Below are 19977 nucleotides of genomic sequence, written 5' to 3' on the forward strand. Positions count from 1 at the left end.
GGCTCAGGGCGCCCAGTAGATGCCGAGCGGGCTGGCCAGGAAGGCGCGGACGGGCAGCGCCCGGGTATCGTCGCCGGCCAGCGCCCGGCCCAGCACCGCGCGCTTCTCCTCGCCGGTGATGTGCAGGAAATGGCGAGGGCATTGGTGCAGGCGGTCGGCACTCAGGGTGATGCGGGCCTGGGGCTGACTCGGGGTGCGCACGGCCACCACCGGCTCGGCGGTGGACAGCGCAAGGCTCAGCTCCGGACTGTCGGGGAACAGGGAGGCGGTATGCCCGTCGCCTCCCATGCCGAGTACCACCGCACTGGCCGGCCAGGGCAGCGCCTCGACACGCGCGGCGACCTCGGCCACCCCCTCCTCGGGAGTTTCCGCGGCGCTGGTCAAGGGCGTGAAGCGCGCCTCGGCGGCCTTGCCCTGCAGCAGCTCGCGGCGGACCAGGCGGGCGTTGCTGTCGTCGGCCGACTCGGCCACCCAGCGTTCGTCGGCCAGCGTCACGTCGATGCGCGACCAGGGCAGCGCCGTGGCCGCCAGCGCGCGGAAGAAGGGCACCGGGGTCGAACCGCCGGAGACCACCAGCAGCACCCGCTCACGGGCTTCCAGGTCGTGCCTCAGGGCCTCGGCCACCGCCTCGGCGAGCTGGCGGGCCAGGCTTTCTCGCGCGTTGGGGGTATCGTCTTGCATCTCAGTAGTCCTCCGGCCGTCCTGGGTGATCATGGCGGTATTGAGTGAGCCGCGACCGGCCCTGGGGCCAATCGTCATGCCTCAGTAGTCCTCATACCAGCTGCGGCCGTCCTGGGTGATCATGGCGATGGAGGCGACCGGCCCCCAGGAGCCGGCGGGATAGCGCCGCGGCACCTCGTCGTCCTCCCAGGCGGCGATCAGGCTGTCGCACCAGCGCCAGGCGTGCTCGACCTCGTCGCGCCGCACGAAGAGGTACTGCTGGCCCTTCATGACCTCCAGCAACAGGCGCTCGTAGGCATCCGGGATCCGCGTCTTGGGAAAGGCGCTGCTGAAGTCCAGGTGCAGGGGCCCGCGGCGCAGGCGCATGCCCTTGTCCAGCCCGCTGTCCTTGGTGAGCACCTCCAGGGCGATGCCCTCCTCCGGCTGCAGGCGGATCACCAGCTTGTTGGCGGCCAGCTCGCGCTGGTCGGGGTCGAAGATGTAGTGGGGCTGCTGACGGAAGTGGATGACGATCTGGGAGAGCTTCTCGGGCATCCGCTTGCCGGTGCGCAGGTAGAAGGGCACGCCCGCCCAGCGCCAGTTGGCCACCCCGGTCTTCATGGCCACGAAGGTCTCGGTGTGGCTGGCCCGGTTGGCGCCCTCCTCCTCGAGGTAACCCGGCACGGACCGGCCGTCGATGGTGCCGGCGATGTACTGGCCGCGCACCACGTCGCGTCCCAGCATGTCGTCGGTGAAGGGCTTGAGCGCCTTGAGCACCTTGACCTTCTCGTCTCGGATGGCGTCGGCATCGAGGTTGGCCGGCGGGTCCATGGCGATCAGGCAGACCAGCTGCAGCAGGTGGTTCTGGACCATGTCGCGGAGCTGGCCGGCGTCGTCGAAGTAGCCCCAGCGGCCCTCGATGCCGACCTTCTCGGCCACGGTGATCTCCACATGGGAGATGTGGTTCTGGTTCCACTGGGTACCGAACAGGGGGTTGGCGAAGCGCAGGGCGATCAGGTTCTGGACGGTTTCCTTGCCCAGGTAGTGATCGATACGATAGATGCGCGACTCGGGGAAGACCGCGCCGATGGCGTCATTGATCTCGGCGGAGGAGGCGAGGTCATAGCCGATCGGCTTCTCCACCACGACCCGCGACTCGTCGTCGAGACTGCCGCTGGCCTCCAGGTGACGGCAGATGTCGCCGTAGATCTTCGCCGCCACGGACAGGTAGACCACCATGGGGCGAGCGGCCTCCTGGCGCCACTCACGGATGGCGGCGTATCCCTCGGGCTTGGTGAAGTCGAGGGGCAGGAAGTCGAGACGCGCCAGGAAGCGGGCCAGCGCCTCGCGATCCAGCTCTTCGGCCTTGACGTAGGTCTTCAGGGCCTTCTCGATCCGGGATCGGAAGGCGTCGACGTCCAGCTCCTGGCGGGCCAGGCCGAGCAGGCGCGTATCGGGGGCCAGCAGCCCCTCCCGCTCCAGGTGGAAGAGCGCGGGGAACAGCTTTCGCTGGGCCAGATCGCCGAGCGCCCCGAACAGGGCAAGATCGATTTCGGTGTCGATGTCACCTGAGGATCGGGCCTCACCGGGCCGCTTGAACTGGCTCATCTCCGCCCCCATCTGGTTAACTTAACAAAATACTAGCGTAGCGGACGCCGTAGATCCAAATAATTTTGTAAATTTACTACTAAATGCCGATCCCTCTACCAAGGCCCCTGGCTGACCGCCGCCGGGTCGCGCTAGGATGCCCCCTACAATGTAGTTAAATCACCACATAGAGAGGCGGCACGCCGCCGCCACCGTCATGGAGACTCCCTCGCGCATGGTCAGTCACGATCTGCTGGTCCGCATTCGCAACCGACTCGATGAGCTCAACCGTTCGGAACGCAAGGTCGCCGACGTCATCCTGGCCGATCCCGCCGCGGCCACGAGCATGAGCATCGCCAGCCTGGCCCATGCGGCCTCGGTCAGCGAGCCCACCGTCAACCGCTTCTGCCGCAGCTTCGATGCCAAGGGCTACCCGGACTTCAAGATCAAGCTGGCCCAGAGCCTGGCCGGCGGCACCCCCTACGTCAGCCAGGCGGTGGAACCCGGCGATGCCGCCGGCGAGTACACCGGCAAGATCTTCGGCGCCACCATCGCCGCCCTGGACCTGGCGCGGCGCGAGGTGGATCCGGCTCGGGTCGAGCGAGTCGTCGACTACCTGACCCAGGCCAAGCAGCTGCACTTCTTCGGCCTGGGCGCCTCCGGGGCCGTGGCCCAGGACGCCCAGCACAAGTTCTTCCGCTTCAACATGCCGGTGTCGGCCTACATCGACGTGCTGATGCAGCGCATGGTGGCCGCGGCCTGCCACACCGGCGACGTGGTGGTGATCCTGTCCTACACCGGCCGAACCCGGGAGCTCGTCGATATCGCCCGCCTGGCCCGGGAGAACGGCGCCGTGGTACTGGGGATCACCGCCCCGGACTCGCCGCTGGCCGACGAGTGCACCGAGACCCTCGCGATCACCGCCCCCGAGGACACCGATCACTACATGCCGATGACCTCCCGCATGATCCAGCTGGCGCTGATCGACGTGCTGGCCACCGGGGTCACCCTGCGCCGCGGCGAGGACTTCCTGCCCCACCTCAAGAAGATCAAGGACAGCCTGCGCGATACCCGCTATCCGGTCGTCGAGGGCGACAAGAAGGCGTGAACGCCTCCGAGGCTTGCAGGTTCCCCGCGAGATCACAACAATAGCGGCTCCCATCCCTTTCCACGGAGCCCGCCCATGCGCTGGATCGCCGCTTCCGCCGTCGCCCTCGCCCTGTTCGCCCAGGCCGCGGCGGCCGACACCTTCCGCTTCACCGCCATTCCCGACGAGGACCAGTCGCGCCTGATCGAGCGCTTCTCCAAGGTGGCGGACTACCTGGAGGCGCGCCTCGAGGTCGAGGTGGAGTACGTGCCGGTGAAGTCCTACGGCGCGGCGGTCACCGCCTTCCGCAACGACCAGGTCCAGCTGGCCTGGTTCGGCGGCCTCTCCGGGGTCCAGGCCCGCCGCCTGGTGCCCGGCTCCCGGGCCCTGGCCCAGGGCGCCGAGGACGCCGAGTTCAAGAGCTACTTCATCGCCCACGCGTCCACCGGCCTCGAGCCGGCAGACGAACTGCCCGAGGCCATCGAGGGCAAGAGCTTCACGTTCGGCTCGAAGACCTCCACCTCCGGCCGCCTGATGCCCGAGCACTTCCTGCGCCAGCGCTTCGACGCCGCCCCGGAGGCACTCTTCTCGCGGGTCGGCTTCTCCGGCGACCACTCCCGGACCATCGCCCTGGTCGAGGCCGGCACCTACGAGCTCGGCGCGGTCAACTACGCGGTCTGGGAGGCCGCCGTGGAGGACGGCCGGGTGGACACCGACCGGGTCGAGGTGATCTGGTCCACGCCCAGCTACCCGGACTACCAATGGACCCTGCGCGGCGATGCCGACGAGCGTTTCGGCGACGGCTTCACCGAGGCCGTGCGCGAGGCCCTGCTGGCCATGGACGACCCGGAGCTGCTCGACAGCTTCCCGCGCTCCGCCTTCATCCCCGCCGACAACGCCATGTACGCTCCCATCGAGGACGTGGCGGAAGATCTCGGCCTGCTGCGCTGATGGACGCGCCGCGCGAGCCCCTGGTCGTCCTCGAGGATGCCGACCTGGGCCATGGCGATCGGGTGGTGCTGCCCGGCCTGCGCCTGCGGCTGGACCGCGGCGAGCGCGTCGCCCTGCTCGGCCCCAGCGGCGCCGGCAAGTCCACCCTGCTGGAGGCCCTGCGGACCCGCCTCGGCGATGAGGCCGCCTGGTGCCCCCAGCATCACGGCCTGGTGCCGGGGCTCGCGGTCTATCACAACATCTACATGGGGCGGCTGGCGGAGCATTCGACGCTGGCCAACCTGTGGAACCTGGTACGCCCGCTGCGCGCTCCCTGGGCCGAGGTGGCCGAGCTCTGCGACCGGCTGGGCCTCGAGGGCCTGATGCGCCGGCCGGTGGGCCAGCTCTCCGGGGGACAACGCCAGCGGACGGCCATCGGCCGAGCCCTCTACCAGGAGCGATCGGTGTTCCTCGGCGACGAGCCCGTGGCCAGCGTCGACCCTCACCAGGCGCTACGCCTGCTGGACCTGATCGAGGCTCGTCACGATACCCTGGTGGTCGCCCTGCACCAGCGAGAGCTGGCCCTCTCCCGTTTCGACCGGGTCTGGGGCCTGCACGACGGCCGACTGGTCATCGACGCCCCGACCGACGAGCTCGACCTGGCGGACCTCGATGCCCTCTACCCCGATGCGGGAGGCGCCCCTCCCGAGTCGCCTTCCGGCGGCGAGCCGGCCGCCCCCTCCTTCGAGGCCCTGCCCTGCTCCCGGGGGCGGGCATGAACGAGGCGACCCAGCCCCGCCGGCCGACCTGGCTGGCCGGCTCGGCCGGCGGTCCGCGGCTGGCCCGCCACACCCTCACCCTGGTGGCGCTGGCGCTGCTGCTGATGCCCCTGGCCGACCTTTCGGTGATCACCCGTGATCCCTGGTCGGAGCTCGGCCGCATGCTTCGGGGCCTGGCCTGGCCCGACTTCACGGCGGTGGAGTCGCCCTTCCAGGCCCTGGGGCTGACCGTCGCCGTGGCCCTGTGGGGCACGCTCGCCGGCGTGGTGCTGGGCTTTCCCCTGGCCCTGGCGTTCGCCCGCTCGCGCCTGGTACGGGCCGGCTGCGCCTTCGTCCGGGCCATCCATGAGCTGTTCTGGGCGTTGCTGTTCCTCCAGGTCTTCGGCCTCTCGGCCCTGACCGCCCTGGCCGCCCTGGCCATTCCCTACGCCGGCATCTTCGCCAAGGTCTACGCCGAGATCCTCGAGCAGACGCCGCGGGCCGCCGCCGAGGCCCTGCCGCCCGGCGTCGGCCGGCTGTCGCGATTCCTCTACGCCGAGCTGCCGCTGGCCTGGGAGCGGCCGGCCGCCTACACCCGCTACCGGTTCGAGTGCGGCCTGCGTGCCAGCGTGCTGCTGGGCTTCGTCGGCCTCCCGACCCTGGGCTTCCAGCTGGAGACCGCCTTCCGCGAGGGCCGCTATCCCGAGGCCGGGGCCCTGCTCTGGTGCTTCTACCTGCTGATCGCCGCCCTGCCCTGGTGGAGCCACCGGCGCCTGATCCCGCTGCTGCTGGTCGGCGGCGCCTTCCTGCTCGGCCCCTGGCCGGCGGTGGACGGGGGGCTGCTGTGGCGCTTCCTCAGCCAGGACCTGTGGCCCGCGCCCCTGCTCGACGGAGAAGCGGCAGAGCTCGTGAACTGGCTCGCGCGCATCCCCGAACTCGGGCCGGCCATCGGCCATACCCTGCTGCTGGGGCTGCTCGGCACCGTCGGCGCCCTGCTGGTGGCCCTGACGCTCTGGCCGCTGGCCAGCCGACACTTCGGTACCCCGGCGACGCGGCTGGCCGGCCGGGGACTGCTGGTCTTCCTGCGCTCCACCCCGGAGCTGATGCTGGCCTTCGTGTTCCTGCTGCTGCTGGGGCCGTCGATGCTGCCCGCCTGGCTGGCCCTGGCGCTGCACAACGGCGCCCTGATCGCCTTCCTCGCCGCCCGCCATGCCGATGGCCTGACGCCGGGGATGCCCGGACTTCCGGCCAGCGGTCGCCTGGCCTACGAGCTGTTGCCGCGGATCTACCCGGGAGTGCTGGCGCTGCTCTACTACCGCGCCGAGGTGATCCTGCGGGAAACGGCGATCCTCGGCATGCTGGGGGTGGCGACCCTGGGCTACTACATCGACGAACACTTCCAGTACCTGATGTTCGACGTGGCCTTCTTCCTGCTGCTCATCACCGCCGGGCTGAATATCGCCGTGGACACCCTGTCCCGACGGCTCCGCCCCCGGGAGGTGCCCCTCGAGGATCCCTGCCTGCGTTGACCGGGCGACCACGAGAAAGGCCGGCGCCTGAGGCGCCGGCCTTTGCGTTGCCGCCTCGGTCGGTTCGGGATCAGGCGTCCTTGACCAGGGCCGTGACGGTGATCTCCACCCGGAGCTCGTCGGCGGGCATGGGTGCGCAGACGCAGGTGCGGGCCGGGGCGTGTCCCTCGGGCACCCAGGCATCCCAGACGGCGTTCATGGCCGCGAAGTCGTGGCCTTCCTTGAGGTAGATGGTGGCGCTGAGCAGGTGCTCGCGATCGGAGCCGATCTCCTCGAGCAGGCCGTCGACCCGGGACAGCATGCTCTCGGTCTGCTCGGTGATGTCGCCGTGGCGGGCCTCGGGGCCGGCCACCTGGCCACACAGGTAGGCCACGCCGTTGTGGATCACGGCCCGGCTCATGCGGGTCTTGGTGTCATGGCGCTGGATGGTCATGGTTTGCTCCTGCCGATAAGGGATGTAGCCGCATGATAACCCAGGGACAACTTTCAAGGCAGCCGAAATCACCAGGCTATTCGGCACAGCCGATACATTTCAATGCCACCGGATCCCCCTCCAGGCGCCGGGCATCGATCCACTCGCCACAGGCGATGCACTCCCCGTACTCGCCACGCTCGATCCGGGCCAGGGCCGAGGCGATGCGCTTGAGCGTCAGCTGGCGGCGTTCCTCCTCGGCCTTGGCCATGGCCTGCCCCTGCAGGGCGTCCATGCGCGACAGCCGCCCCACCGAGGTCTGATCCAGCATCACGGTGTCGCGGGCCCCCTGACTGTCCGCGCTCTGCGCGAGGAGGTCGTCGTGCATGGCCTCGAGCCGGGCCTTCACGGCCGCCATGTCCAGGTCGGGATGGTTCATGGGTCGCTTCCATCGGTGATCACGCATTTTGTTCGCTCGCCCTGTAAGCATTCGCGATGCACCGCGACTCATCAAGGCATATCGACGCATCGAAGCGATGCTCGGTGGCATCACATCCCGAGCGACACACAGGAGAAGCGACATGAAACGTTCCACCATGATGGCCGCCGTCCTCACCACCGCCCTGGCCCAGGCCGGGACCATGGCCACCGCCCAGGCCGCGGAGGGGGAAGCGATGGAGAAGTGCTATGGCGTGGCCCTGGCCGGCCAGAACGACTGCAAGGCGGGACCAGGCACCACCTGCGCCGGCACCTCCACCGTGGACTACCAGGGCAATGCCTGGAAGCTGGTGCCGGAAGGCACCTGCACCAGCATCGAGACGCCCCACGGCAACGGCAGCCTGACCGAAGTCGATCGCCCCTGAGCCTGCCACGGCCCGCCGACCGGCGGGCCCCCTTCGAGGAGACCGCCATGCCCCTTTCCCTTGACCCCGGCGCCGTGGGTATCGGGCTCAAGCATCGCCACGTCGATGCGCTGCTCGCCGAGCCCCGGCCGGTGGACTTCCTGGAACTGCACGCCGAGAACTACATGGGCGCGGGAGGACCGGTCCGCGAACGGCTCCACGCCATCGCCGCGGCCTATCCGCTCTCGGTGCACGGCGTGGGCATGTCGCTGGGCGGGGCCGAACGCCCGGATCCCGTCCATCTAGGCCGGCTGGTGGCGCTGGTGGAGGAACTGGCCCCGGCGCGGGTCTCCGAACACCTGGCCTGGAGTCGGCTCGACGGCGACTTCTACAACGACCTGCTGCCGGTGCCGCTCACCGAGGAGAGCCTGGCGCTGGTCGCCCGCAACGTCGACATCGTCCAGCAGGCCCTGGGGCGCCGCCTGCTGATCGAGAACCCCAGCCTCTACGTGCGCCTGGAGATGAACACCCTCGACGAGGCCGACTTCCTCGCCGAGCTGGTGGCCCGCACCGGCTGCGGGCTGTTGCTGGATATCAACAACGCCTATATCAGCGCCCACAACCTGGGCCGCGACCTCGAGGCCTACCTGGCCGCCCTGCCGGGACACGCCGTGGGCGAGTTCCACCTGGCCGGCCACAGCCTCGACACCGCCGCCACCCCGCCGCTGCGCATCGACGATCACGGCGGCCCGGTGTGCGATGACGTCTGGGCGCGCTATGCCCGACTCGCCCGCCAGCACCCGGCGGTGCCGACCCTGATCGAGTGGGACACCCGGGTCCCGTCGCTGGACCGCTGGGTCGCGGAGGCCGAGCGGGCCCGGGCCCATCGAGCCGGAATCCCATACCCGGCCGTCGGCCAATAGCACGAGGAGATGCCCATGGACACCCTCGCCGATTGGCAACGCCGCTTCATCGCCGCCATGCGCGATCCCGCCACCGGGACGGAGGCGGATCTGGGGCAACCCGACGGCCTGGCCGTCTACCGCAACAACATCCGCCAGAGCCTGATCGAGGCCCTGGCCACGGCCTTCCCCCATACCCGGGCGCTGCTCGGCGAGCACTACTTCGCCGCCGCGGCCGGCGACTATGCCCGCGGGCATCCGCCCGCCGACCCGCGGCTGATGCACTACGGGGCCGGCTTCGCCGACTTCCTGGACGGCCTGCCGCCCCTGGCGGACTACCGCTACGTGAGCGACGTCTGTCGCCTCGAGCGGGCCCGGCTCGACGTCAGCCACGCCGCCGAGGCACCCGCCCTGGAGGCGTCGCGCCTGGCCGAGCATCCGGACCCGGAGGGCCTGGTGCTGGCCCCCCGGCCGGCGACCCGGCTGGTGAGCTGCCGCCACGACGTGGCCAACCTCTGGCGACGCCTGGAGGACGGCGGCGACCCCGTCCCGCCCGGCGAGGCCGGCGACTGGCCCTGGCTGGTGGTGCGCCGTCACGGCCGGGTCGGCCTGACGCCCGTCTCGCCGTTCACCCGCCGCCTGCATGAACGCCTGGACGGCACCACCGCCCTCGGCGAGGCCCTGATGATCGACTTCGAGGCCGGAGACGATGCGACCGCCGGCGAGGCCCTGGGCACCCTGCTCGCCCTGGGCGTGCTGGGCGTCCCGGCCGCCCCCATCGAGGAGGACACCCCATGAAGGCCCTGCTGCTTCCCCTGAGGTTCTACTATCACCGCCTGGCGCCGGGCCTGGATCGGGTGCCCTTCGATCCGGTGGCCCTGCTGATGCGGGTCGTGCTGGGCAGCGTCTTCTTCGGCTCGGCGCTGACCAAGGTCGAGGGCTTCGCGCTCAGCCAGAGCACCTTCTTCCTGTTCGAGCACGAGTACGCCCTGCCGCTGCTGCCGCCGGTGCTCGCGGCCTATCTGGCCACCCTCGCCGAGTTCGGCCTGTCGCTGCTGCTCTGGGCGGGGCTCGCGACCCGGCTGGCCGCCACGGGACTGCTCGTCATGACCCTGGTGATCCAGACCTTCGTCTATCCCGATGCCTGGGTGACCCATGGCCTCTGGGCGGCCAGCCTGCTGACCCTGGTGCTGCGCGGGCCCGGTGCCCTGTCGCTGGATCGCCTGCTGGCGGGTTGGCTGGACCGGCATGCGCCCGGTGCCAAGCCGACCCGCCCCCACCCTAGGGGGTGACGCCCCGGGCCTCGGGGCTGGCCAGCACCCCCTGGGCCAGCCCCCAGCCGCCGACCAGCAGCGCCAGCATGCCGGCCAGCACCCACTCGAAGGCGGCGCCCAGGTCCAGGGCCAGGCCCAGCACCGCCGGGGCGATGCCGGTGGAGAAGACCATGGAGGCGCTCAGGGTGGCCCGCACCCGTCCCAGGTGCTCGGCCCCCCAGAGGCGCACCAGCAGGCTGGTGGCGATGGATTCCTGGGCGCCCATGGCCAGCCCGCCGCCCACCATCAGCGCCCAGACCGCCAGGTGCCCGCCCAGCGTCAGGGCCAGCACCAGGCCCAGGGCGAAGGGCAGCAGGTAGAGCCGCGCCAGGCGCACCGGGCCCAGGCGATCCACCCAGTGCCCGCCGAGCAGGGCCCCGGGCAGCTTGGACAGGCCCATGCCGGTCAGGGCGAGGGAATAGACGGCCAGGGAGCTTTCCATGGCCGCGGTCAGCTGGGCCTGGTAGATGAACAGCCCCGTCAGGGTCACCGGGAGGGTCATCAGCAGCGGCAGCAGCCGCCAGAAGCGCGAATCGCGGAAGGGCCGCGGCCCGTCCCGCGCCTCTCCACCCTGCGGCCGAGCCCCCGGCGCCGGCGGCCAGGGGGCCGCCGCCAGCGACAGCCCCCAGAGCACGGCCAGCCCGGCTCCCAGGGTCCACCACAGCTCCCGCCACCCTAGCCACACCAGCAGCGCCGCCACCAGCGGCGGGAGCAGGGTCTCGCCCAGCATCAGGCCCATCCCGGCCAGGCCCAGGGCGCGGCCGCGCAGGGCGGTGAACTCGCGTCCCGCCAGGGTGTTGCCCAGGTGACTCATCATGCCCTGGCCACACAGGCGGACCAGTCCCAGCCCCAGCAGCCCCAGCCACCAGGCCGGCGACAGGGTGAGCAGCGCCATGCCGGCGAAGAGCGCGAGCAGCACGATCAACGCGAAGCGGCGCGGGGCCACCCAGTCGATGCTGGGCCCGAAGCGCAGCATGGCGAAGCCGGAGGCCAGGGTGACCAGCGAATAGGCGGTGCCGAACTGGCCGGCGGTGAGTCCCAGGCGTTCACTGATGGGCACCTGGAAGAGGCCGACGAAGAAGCTCTGGCCCAGGCTCGACGAGAACATGGCCAGGAAGGCGATGCCGAGCAGCCCCCGATGGTCCCTCAGCAGGGTGCGATAGCTCATGGCGGTCTCCGACGAGGGGATGGACGCGAAAGGCCCCGCCGGAGCGAGGCCTTTCTCGGCGCGCGGCCCCCGGAGGGGCGGCGCTCGCTCAGCGCAACAGCAGGACGGGGATGGTGGCGCGGCGCAGCACCGAGGTGGTGGTGCTGCCCACCAGCAGCTGGCGGATGCGGGAGTGACCGTAGGCCCCCATCACCACCAGGTCGATGTCCTGCTCTTCTTTGTAGGCCCGCAGGGTCTCCTCGACGTCCCCGGCCCGGATCGCGCCCTCGGCCTCGTGGCCGGCCTCGCGCAGGGTGGCGAGCGCCCAGTCGAGCTGGGAGCGGTTGTCGCCGGTCTCGGCCCCGACGATCACCACGTGACAGGGGATGCCCTTGAACAGCGGACTGCTGGCGAGCAGTTCCACGCCCTTGCGGGTGGTCTTGCTGCCGTCGAAGGCGATCATCACCCGCTCGGGGGTCTTGAAGGCGTCCGGCACCATCAGGATGGGCCGGTGCAGGCTGCGCACCACCCGCTCCAGGTTGGAGCCCAGGTGCTCGCTGTCCTGATGGGCGGTCTCGCCGCGCTTGCCGACCACCAGCAGGCGGATCTCGTCCTCCAGCTCGGCGATGGTCTCCACCAGGGTGCCGTTGCGCTGGCGGCTGCCCGGCTCCGCCACGCCGTCCTCGACGGCACGTTCCTTGGCCGCCTTGAGCATCAACCGCCCCTGCTCCTGGGCCACCTTGGCGCGTTGCTCGTCCAGGTGGGAGAGCTCCTCGAGCAGGTGCTCCCGGGAGCCCAGGCCGATGTTGCCGGAGAGGTCCGCCTCGGCGGTCTGGGGATGGTTGTCGACCACGTGCAGGAAGGTCAGCGGCGCATCCAGCGCCAGGCTGGCCCAGGCGGCGTAGTCGCAGACGCCCTCGGAAAACTGCGAGCCGTCGATGGCGGCCATCACCTGTTCTGTCATCTGTCTGTCCTGAAGCTGGCGTGTATTGTCTCGGTTCCCGTTCTACACCATCGCGGCCATCCCGTCACAGGGACGGCCAACGGGAAGCAAAGGTATCGCCGTCAAGCACGGCGAGGGACGCCGGGGACAGGTCGTAGCGGGGGGCCTACGCCAGGAATGGCGTCGGTAGCGCCCAGGGAGGGGGTCACAGCGCCCCCTCGTCGGTCCGGCGCTCCGGGACCTGTCGCCGGCTTACTGCCACAGCCCTACCTATCGTAAGGGCTCAATGCCCGCCCATCAGCTTCTCGACCGCCGCCGGATCGTCGTGGATGGCGTAGCGGTCGACGATGGTGGCGCTGGCCTCGTTGAGGCCGATCAACTCCACCTCGGTGCCCTCGCGGCGGAACTTGATCACCACCCGATCCAGGGTCTGCACGGCGGTGATGTCCCAGAAATGGGCGCGTGACAGGTCGATGGTCACCTTCTCCACGGTCTCCTTGAAGTCGAAGGCCGCGGCGAAGCGCTCGGAGGAGGCGAAGAACACCTGACCGACCACCCGGTAGGCACGATGCCGGCCGGCCTCGATCTCTTCCGAGCCCACGTAGAGGATGTTGCCCACCTTGTTGGCGAAGTTCATGGCGGCGATCAGCACGCCGACGAAGACGCCGATGGCCAGGTTGTGAGTGCTCACGGTGACCGCCACCGTGGCCAGCATGACGACGTTGGTGCTCATGGGGTGCTTCTTGAGGTCCCGGATCGAGCTCCAGCTGAAGGTGCCGATGGAGACCATGATCATCACCGCCACCAGGGCCGCCATGGGAATCCGCGAGACCCAGTCGGACAGGAAGACCACCATCATCAGCAGCATCACGCCGGCGATCAGGGTGGAGAGGCGGCTGCGGCCGCCGGACTTGATGTTGATCACCGACTGCCCGATCATCGCGCAGCCCGCCATGCCGCCCAGCAGGCCGGTGCCCAGGTTGGCCAGGCCCTGGCCCTTGCACTCGCGGTTCTTGTCGCTCTGGGTGTCGGTGAGGTCATCGACGATGGTGGCGGTCATCATCGACTCGAGCAGGCCCACCACGGTGAGCATCACCGCATAGGGGAAGATGATGGCCAGGGTCTCGAGGTTCAGCGGCACGTCCGGCCACAGGAAGACCGGCAGGGTGTCCGGCAGCTCGCCCATGTCGCCCACGGTGCGGATGTCGATGCCGGAGACCAGGTAGACCCCGGTCAGCACCAGGATGCACACCAGCGGCGAGGGCAGGGTCTTGCCGATCACCGGCAGCAGCGGAAAGAGGTAGATGATGCCGAGCCCCGCCGCGGTCATGGCATACACATGCCAGGTGACGTTGGTCAGCTCAGGCAGCTGGGCCATGAAGATGAGGATCGCCAGGGCGTTGACGAAGCCGGTGACCACCGAGCGCGACACGAAGCGCATCAGGTCGGCCAGGCGCAGGTAGCCGGCCAGGATCTGCAGCAGACCGGTGAGCAGGGTCGCGGCCAGCAGGTATTCCAGGCCATGCTCCTTGACCAGGGTCACCATCAGCAGGGCCATGGCCCCGGTGGCCGCCGAGATCATCCCCGGTCGACCGCCGGCGAAGGCGATGATCACGGCCATGGAGAAGGACGCGTAGAGGCCGACCTTGGGGTCGACGCCGGCGATGATGGAGAAGGCGATGGCCTCCGGGATCAGGGCCAGGGCCACGACGATACCCGCCAGGGTGTCGCCTTTCAGGTTCGAGAACCAGTCGTGCTTGATGGATCGGATCATGCTGCGGTCCAGTCGAGAGTGATTGTCATGCCCTAGGGGCGCCAGGGTCGTGCACCGGACGCCCGCAAGGGCATCGATGCTGGTCGAGCGTCTTGGAATTCGGGGGGAGGTGCCGTGCGGGGGCACCGGGGCATCACGATGATGCCGGGCGATGACGCGCCGGTGACGGCGCTCGCCGGGTCGCTTGGGCGGGAACGGTCTAGGGCGGCGTGGCCAGCCCGAAAGAGGACGGTATCACGGTCGGTCGAATCCCTGTGCTCACGACACGCCCCGGGCCGGGGCCGGGGCGCAAAGGGAGGGGATTCTAGCAGGAATGGCGGCGGCCTGCATATCGCGCCGCCGACGGGAGACGGCGGTCAATCGCCGCCGCCCTTGGCCATGTGGCGGAAGGCCTCCATGAGGTCGATGGGCAACGGCACCACGATGGTGGAGGCGTTCTTGTTGCTCATGTCGTTCATGGTCTGCAGGTAGCGCAGCTGCAGGGCCGCGGGGTTCTCGGACATGACGTTGGCGGCCTCGACGAGCTTCTTCGACGCCTGCAGCTCGCCCTCGGCGTGGATCACCTTGGCGCGCCGTTCCCGCTCGGCTTCCGCCTGGCGGGCGATGGCGCGGATCATGCTCTCGTCCAGGTCCACGTGCTTGATCTCCACGTTGGCCACCTTGATGCCCCAGCCTTCCGCCGAGGCGTCGATGATCTCCTGGATGTCGTCGTTGAGCTTGTCGCGCTCGGAGAGCATCTCGTCCAGGTCGTGCTTGCCGAGCACCGAACGCAGGGTGGTCTGGGCCAGCTGGCTGGTGGCGCTGACGAAGTGTTCCACCTGGATGATCGCCTTCTCCGGATCCACCACCCGGAAGTAGAGCACGGCGTTGACCTTGACCGTGACGTTGTCCTGGGAGATGACGTCCTGCTCGGGGACGTCCATGGTGATCACCCGCAGGTCGACCACCTCCATCTTCTGGATGCCCGGGATGACGATGATCAGCCCCGGCCCCTTGACCGCCTGGAAGCGCCCCAGGAAGAACACCACGCCCCGCTTGTACTCCGGCAGGATGCGGATCGAGGCCGCCAGCAGCATCAGTACCAGGACGACCGGCACGAGATAGGAAATCATCATGGTTGTCTCTCCTCGACGTTGAGGGCCGGCGTCCGCCGGCCTCCTTCAGGACGCTCCGTCCTCCGGCTCGACCTCGACGGTGAGCCCGTCGATGCCGACCACGCGCACCACCTGACCACGGCTCAGGGGACGGCGGCTGCGCGCGTTCCAACGCTCGCCATGGAGCCGCACGTGCCCTTCGCCCTGGAAGTCCTCCAGCACCTGGGCCTCGTTGCCCAGCAGCTCCTCCTGGCCGGTACGCGCCGGGCGCCGCCGCAGGCCGATGAAGCGGGTCATGACCCACAACATCAACCCCGCCGCCACCAGGGCGACGCCACCGATCAGCGGCAGCGAGATGTTCAGGGTGTCCGCATCCATCAGCATCACCGATCCGATCACGAAGGCCACGATGCCGCCGATGCCGAGGATCCCGAAGCTGGGCATCAGCGCCTCGCCGACGATCAGCCCGAGCCCCACCAGGATCAACGCCAGGCCGGCATAGTTAACGGGTAGCACCTGGAAGGCGAAGAGCGCCAGTAGCAGGCAGATGATGCCGATGGTGCCGGGCACCAGGCTGCCGGGATTGGAGAGCTCGAAGATCAGGCCGTAGAAGCCGATGATCATCAGGAAATAGGCCACGTTGGGGTCGGTGATCACCTCCAGCAACCGGGTGCGCCAGTCCGGGTCGAAGCGCTCGAGGGTCAGCCCCTCGGTGGCCAGGGTCAGGGTGCCGTCGGCCATCACCACCTCGCGGCCATCGATCTGGGCCAGCAGATCGTCGAGGTCGCCGGCCAGGACATCGATGACGTCGCGCGCCAGCGCCTCCCGGGCGGTGAGGTTGACCGCCTCGCGCACCGCCGCCTCGGCCCAGTCGGCGTTGCGACCGTGACGCTCGGCCAGGGAACGGATGTAGGCCACCGCGTCCTCCAGCACCTTGCGCTCCATCGCGGTCTCGCCGCGGCGCTTGCCGGGCTCGAGGATGGGCGCCTCCTCGGCGCCCTCTTGCTGCGTATCCTCCTGCGCCGTCGCCGATTCCGTCTCCTCGGCAGGCGGCCCCTCGTCGGCCGGCCCTTCGTCGGGCGGTTCCTCGGGCTCACCGAGGCCGGGCAGCCCGCCGCCTCCGCCGATCTGCACCGGCGTGGCCGATCCGAGGTGAGTGGCCGGCGCCATGGCCGCCACATGGCTGGCATAGAGCAGGTAGGTGCCGGCGCTGGCCGCCCGGGCACCGCCGGGGGAGACATAGATGGCCACCGGCACCTCGGAGGCGAGCATGGCGCTGATCATGTCGCGCATGGCGGCATCGAGCCCGCCGGGCGTGTCCATCTCCACCACCACCAGGCTGGCCTCGCGCTCCGCGGCGAGCTCCAGTCCGCGCTGGAAGTAGTCGCTGGTGGCCGGGCCGATGGCCCCGTTCAGGGTCATGACCAGCGCCGTGTCGCGGGTCGACTGGGCCTGGGACTGCCAGGCGGCGAAGGCCCCCAGCAGCAGGCAGGTGAGGCTCAACCAGAGCAGGAGACGACCCTTGGCACGCGATCGGGTGGGAATCATGGCGCCTCGCCTCGGCATAAGGGTAATCCTGTGATGCCGGGCGAGGCGATTCGTTCAGGCCTGGGACCGGACCGGCGGGTTGGTCGCCAGGACGTCGGCGCGAATCACCTGCTGCTCGGCGATCAGTTCGTTGACCACGGCCCGGCTGGCCTGGTAATGCGGCGTTTCCTTATGAGCCGCCAGGGCCTGCTGGTCAGTGTAGATCTCGTAGAGGTGGAAGAGGTCGGGGGTGTCGCGATCCTCGATCACGTCGAAGGCATGACACCCCGGTTCGTCGCGGACCGAGGCCTCGGCGTTGGGCAGCATGGCCTCGAGGAAGCGATCGCGAGTTCCGGGCTTGAGGCGGGTCTGGACGATGATGCAGTACATCTCGGACTCCCTGGGTTGTGAAACGGGGATAATTATGGAAACATTTTCCAATGATTTTCTGAACCCCATCGCGTCAAGGAGGCTCCATGCAACGCCCCGCCCCGTTCAACGGCATGCGTCACATCGCCCTCCAGGTCCAGGACCTCGAGGCCTGCGAGCACTTCTACGTCGACATCCTGGGCATGTCGGTGCTGCGCCGCGCCCACGATGACCTGGTCTACCTGACGCTCGGCAACGACAACTTCTCGCTGGCCCGGGCCAAGGCGGACACGGGCGGCGATCCCCAGCGCCTGGATCACTTCGGCTTCGTGGTCGACGAGCGCGAGGACGTGGACGCCTGGCACGAGTACCTGCTGGCCCGGGGCGTCGAGGTCGTGCGGGGCCCCCATGACCATGGCGACGGGGGGCGAAGCCTCTACTGCAAGGACCCGGACGGCAACACCGTCCAGCCCCTCTATCACCCCAGCGTGTCGGGCCAGCGACTGGCCTGAACCTTCGTCCCGGTTCTCTCTCGTGGCGGTCTCGACCGCCATCTCCCTACGGCATGTCCGACATGTCGACTCGTTCGGCGCTCCCTACGGGGCGCCCTTTTTCTTTTCCCCCAAGGGGTTATCATCGAAGTCGACCACACGAAGTCGGGCGCAGCCGCTATGCTGAGACAACAAGCGCTGTAAGGAAGACCGGCTGCCGACGACTCAGTCCCTGCACGACGCCATCAAGGACTCCCGATGCCCGATACGACGCCTCTGGCCGACAAGGAGAGCCACGCCCCGGCGACGCTGATCGATCGCCTCACCCGCGCCCTGGGGCGCGCCGGCTGGCTCGACGGCGTACAGGGCCTCGAGATGATGGCCGACACCGGCCTCGCCCATCGCCACGTCTGGATTCGCCATCCGGCGGGCGACCGGGTGGCACGGGTGCCCAAGCAGAGCCAGATGGGGCTGAGCGCCCGGGACAATCTGACCTACCAGGGCGCCTGCTTCGCCCGGGCCGCGGAGGGCGGGCACACGCCGGCGCTGCTCGCCGTGCTGCCGCCGGACGACGACCTGCCTCGGGGCGCCCTGCTGGTCGAGGCCATCGCGGGCCGACCGGCCCGCCTGCCGGAAGACCTGCCGGCCATCGCCCGAACCCTGGCCAGCCTGCATCGCCGACCCTGCCCGCCCCGGTCGGAGCGCGCGCCCCTGCACGCCCCGGCCGATCCCTGGCGGGCCATGCGCCAGGAAGTGCTCGGCCAGGCCGCGGCCCTGCCCGGGGCGGGCCTCGGCGACACCGCGCGCCGGCTGATCGAGGCGGAGCTCCAGGCCTTGCCCGAGCGCCTCCCGGGGAGCGGGGCCATGGCGCGCCTGATCAGCTTCGATGCCCACCCGGGCAACTTCCTGGTCGAGGGGGCGGGCCGCGCCGTGCTGGTCGACCTGGAGAAGTGCCGCTATGGCCTGCCGGGCTTCGACCTGGCCCATGCCAGCCTCTACACCTCCACCACCTGGGACCTGGCCTCCCGGGCGGTGCTGGACGTCGACCAGGTGGCCGACTTCCATGCCGAGTGGCGCCGGGCCCTGGGCCCGGCCTCGGCCGAGCACCCCGGCACGGTCCTGCTGGCCTGCCGGCGGGCCATGTGGCTGTGGTCGCTGACCTGGTGCGCCAAGTGGCGCGGCGCCCACCGGCGCTCCCCGGATGCGGGGCGACGAGGCGAAGACTGGTCTTCCGATCTCAGCGAGGATGCCCTGATCGCCCATGTGCGCGACCGGGTGAACCACTACCTGGACCCGGCGACGCTGCGCCGCGGCCGCGAGGAGCTCGATGCCCTGGCGGCCCTGCTCGACCGCCCTTCCCCCCACACAGGATGATCCCGATGACGCTACGCACCCTGGCCGCCGCGCTGCTCCTTCCCCTGCTCTGGCCGACTCTGCCGGCCATCGCCGCGACCGGGACGGACGCCCCGCCGGTGCCCGAGGAATGGGCCGAGGTGGAAGAGCAAGCCCGTGGCCAGACCGTCTACTGGAACGCCTGGGGCGGTGATGCCACCACCAATCGCTATATCGGCTGGGTGGCCGAGCGCCTGGAGGAACGACACGGGGTGGAGGTGGTCCACGTGAAGCTCGACGATACCGCCGCCGCGGTCTCCCGGGTCATCGCCGAGAAGTCCGCCGGCAACGTCGACGAGGGCGCCATCGACCTGGTGTGGATCAACGGCGAGAACTTCGCCGCCATGAAACGCCATGACCTGCTGTTCGGTCCCTTCGCCCGCCGGCTGCCGAACTTCGCGCTGACCGCCCCGGAAGAGAACCCGGAGGTGCTGACCGACTTCACCCTGCCCACCGAAGGCTACGAGTCCCCCTGGGGCAAGGCCCAGCTGACCTTCTACCATGACGCCGAGCGCGTCCCGACGCCGCCCGGCGACATGGCGGCATTGCTCGACTGGGCGAAGGCCAACCCCGGGCGCTTCACCTACCCCCTGGTGCCGGACTTCCTGGGCAGCACCTTCCTCAAGCAGGCGCTGATCGAGCTGGCCGAGGACCCGGCGGTCCTCGCCGACCCCGCGGGAGAGCATGATGTCGCCACGGTGACCGCGCCGCTCTGGGACTACCTGGATGCCCTGCATCCGCACCTGTGGCGCCAGGGACGCCACTTCCCCACCAGCGGGCCCGAGCTCAAGCAACTGATGGGGGACGGCGAGCTGGCCCTGGCCTTCACCTTCAACCCCTCGGAACCCGCCGCCGCGGTGGCCGCCCACCAGCTGTCCCCCGACACGCGCAGCTACGTGCTGGACGGCGGCACCCTGGGCAACGTCCACTTCGTGGCGATTCCCTTCAACGCCCGTCACAAGGCCGGCGCCATGGTGCTGGCCAACTACCTGCTCTCGCCCGAGGCCCAGGCCCGCAAGCAGGACATCGATGTCTGGGGCGATCCCACCGTCCTCGACATGGACCGGCTGTCGCCGGAGCAGCGCGAGGCGTTCGCCACCGCGGAGGACAATCCCGCCCGCCTGCCGCCCGAGGCCCTGGGCAAGCTGCTGCCCGAACCCCATCCCAGCTGGATGGAGGCCCTGGAGGCGGCCTGGCTCGAGCGCTATGCCCGGAACTGA

Annotated in this window: 21 protein-coding genes; 11 read left to right on the forward strand and 10 right to left on the reverse strand. The window is 69.8% G+C overall.

All coding sequences use genetic code 11. The features are described 5' to 3' along the window. Positions 1-3 precede the first annotated feature (3 nt). Positions 4-681, reverse strand: a complete 678-nt coding sequence (gene pgl, locus BEI_RS14350; RefSeq protein ID WP_097790161.1) for a 6-phosphogluconolactonase — start codon at positions 679-681, stop codon at positions 4-6. An 81-nt stretch (positions 682-762) separates the two neighbouring features. Then, on the reverse strand, positions 763-2268 hold the full coding sequence (zwf, locus tag BEI_RS14355) for a glucose-6-phosphate dehydrogenase (protein WP_097790162.1): 1506 nt from the start codon (positions 2266-2268) through the stop codon (positions 763-765). A gap of 214 nt (positions 2269-2482) precedes the next feature. Between zwf and BEI_RS14360 the strand changes: the two genes are divergently transcribed. From BEI_RS14360 to BEI_RS14375, 4 genes are all read left to right on the forward strand, one after another. Continuing rightward, positions 2483-3355, forward strand: coding sequence for a MurR/RpiR family transcriptional regulator (locus BEI_RS14360; RefSeq protein ID WP_097790163.1), 873 nt, complete (start codon positions 2483-2485; stop codon positions 3353-3355). A gap of 75 nt (positions 3356-3430) precedes the next feature. Then, positions 3431-4285, forward strand: coding sequence for a putative selenate ABC transporter substrate-binding protein (locus BEI_RS14365; protein WP_097790164.1), 855 nt, complete (start codon positions 3431-3433; stop codon positions 4283-4285). Beyond that, a complete protein-coding gene (locus tag BEI_RS14370; protein WP_097790165.1) occupies positions 4285-5043 on the forward strand; it encodes an ATP-binding cassette domain-containing protein in 759 nt (252 codons plus the stop codon). Before BEI_RS14365 ends, BEI_RS14370 begins: the two co-directional genes overlap by 1 nt. Next, the gene (locus BEI_RS14375; RefSeq protein WP_097790166.1) at positions 5040-6551 is read left to right on the forward strand and encodes a PhnE/PtxC family ABC transporter permease; all 1512 of its coding nucleotides are present in this window, start codon (positions 5040-5042) and stop codon (positions 6549-6551) included. Before BEI_RS14370 ends, BEI_RS14375 begins: the two co-directional genes overlap by 4 nt. Before the next feature lie 70 nt (positions 6552-6621). On the opposite strand, the gene BEI_RS14380 is transcribed toward BEI_RS14375, so the two are convergent. Together BEI_RS14380 and BEI_RS14385 are read right to left on the reverse strand one after the other, a co-directional pair. Continuing rightward, positions 6622-6984 (reverse strand): RidA family protein, encoded by a 363-nt coding sequence (locus BEI_RS14380; RefSeq protein WP_097790167.1) that lies wholly within the window; start codon positions 6982-6984, stop codon positions 6622-6624. A gap of 76 nt (positions 6985-7060) precedes the next feature. Beyond that, positions 7061-7402, reverse strand: coding sequence for a TraR/DksA family transcriptional regulator (locus tag BEI_RS14385; protein ID WP_097790168.1), 342 nt, complete (start codon positions 7400-7402; stop codon positions 7061-7063). Between the two features lie 142 nt (positions 7403-7544). Here BEI_RS14385 and BEI_RS14390 point away from each other — a divergent pair, with 142 nt between their 5' ends. From BEI_RS14390 to BEI_RS14405, 4 genes are read left to right on the forward strand one after another with little or no spacing between them, the layout of a single operon-like run. Beyond that, on the forward strand, positions 7545-7826 hold the full coding sequence (locus BEI_RS14390) for a BufA1 family periplasmic bufferin-type metallophore (protein ID WP_097790169.1): 282 nt from the start codon (positions 7545-7547) through the stop codon (positions 7824-7826). A 47-nt stretch (positions 7827-7873) separates the two neighbouring features. Further along, positions 7874-8728, forward strand: coding sequence for an MNIO family bufferin maturase (bufB, locus tag BEI_RS14395; RefSeq protein ID WP_097790170.1), 855 nt, complete (start codon positions 7874-7876; stop codon positions 8726-8728). 15 nt (positions 8729-8743) lie between these two features. Continuing rightward, positions 8744-9505 carry an HvfC/BufC N-terminal domain-containing protein gene (locus tag BEI_RS14400; RefSeq protein ID WP_193765119.1) on the forward strand — a complete coding sequence of 254 codons (762 nt, stop codon included), beginning with the start codon at positions 8744-8746 and terminating at the stop codon, positions 9503-9505. Next, complete coding sequence (locus tag BEI_RS14405; protein ID WP_097790172.1) at positions 9502-9999, forward strand: DoxX family protein; 498 nt, start codon at positions 9502-9504, stop codon at positions 9997-9999. The genes BEI_RS14400 and BEI_RS14405 overlap by 4 nt, the downstream gene beginning before the upstream one ends. Here the strand turns inward: BEI_RS14405 and BEI_RS19395 are convergent. The 6 genes from BEI_RS19395 to BEI_RS14435 form a co-directional block, all read right to left on the reverse strand. Next, a complete protein-coding gene (locus BEI_RS19395; RefSeq protein ID WP_097790173.1) occupies positions 9989-11188 on the reverse strand; it encodes an MFS transporter in 1200 nt (399 codons plus the stop codon). The genes BEI_RS14405 and BEI_RS19395 overlap by 11 nt on opposite strands. A gap of 88 nt (positions 11189-11276) precedes the next feature. Further along, a complete protein-coding gene (locus tag BEI_RS14415) occupies positions 11277-12131 on the reverse strand; it encodes a universal stress protein (RefSeq protein ID WP_097790174.1) in 855 nt (284 codons plus the stop codon). A gap of 262 nt (positions 12132-12393) precedes the next feature. Beyond that, on the reverse strand, positions 12394-13884 hold the full coding sequence (locus tag BEI_RS14420; RefSeq protein WP_097790175.1) for a SulP family inorganic anion transporter: 1491 nt from the start codon (positions 13882-13884) through the stop codon (positions 12394-12396). A gap of 356 nt (positions 13885-14240) precedes the next feature. Next, complete coding sequence (locus BEI_RS14425) at positions 14241-14999, reverse strand: slipin family protein (protein ID WP_097790176.1); 759 nt, start codon at positions 14997-14999, stop codon at positions 14241-14243. A gap of 45 nt (positions 15000-15044) precedes the next feature. Next, on the reverse strand, positions 15045-16526 hold the full coding sequence (locus tag BEI_RS14430; RefSeq protein WP_097791100.1) for an NfeD family protein: 1482 nt from the start codon (positions 16524-16526) through the stop codon (positions 15045-15047). A gap of 54 nt (positions 16527-16580) precedes the next feature. Next, a complete protein-coding gene (locus tag BEI_RS14435; protein WP_097790177.1) occupies positions 16581-16895 on the reverse strand; it encodes a putative quinol monooxygenase in 315 nt (104 codons plus the stop codon). 86 nt (positions 16896-16981) lie between these two features. Here BEI_RS14435 and BEI_RS14440 point away from each other — a divergent pair, with 86 nt between their 5' ends. The 3 genes from BEI_RS14440 to BEI_RS14450 all read left to right on the forward strand — a co-directional run bounded on the left by BEI_RS14440 (position 16982) and on the right by BEI_RS14450 (position 19977). Then, complete coding sequence (locus tag BEI_RS14440; protein WP_097790178.1) at positions 16982-17386, forward strand: VOC family protein; 405 nt, start codon at positions 16982-16984, stop codon at positions 17384-17386. Positions 17387-17623: 237 nt separating this feature from the next. Next, on the forward strand, positions 17624-18739 hold the full coding sequence (locus BEI_RS14445; RefSeq protein ID WP_097790179.1) for an aminoglycoside phosphotransferase family protein: 1116 nt from the start codon (positions 17624-17626) through the stop codon (positions 18737-18739). A 5-nt stretch (positions 18740-18744) separates the two neighbouring features. Next, a complete protein-coding gene (locus tag BEI_RS14450) occupies positions 18745-19977 on the forward strand; it encodes an ABC transporter substrate-binding protein (RefSeq protein WP_097790180.1) in 1233 nt (410 codons plus the stop codon).

The organism is Halomonas beimenensis (assembly GCF_002549795.1).
Lineage (GTDB): Bacteria > Pseudomonadota > Gammaproteobacteria > Pseudomonadales > Halomonadaceae > Halomonas > Halomonas beimenensis.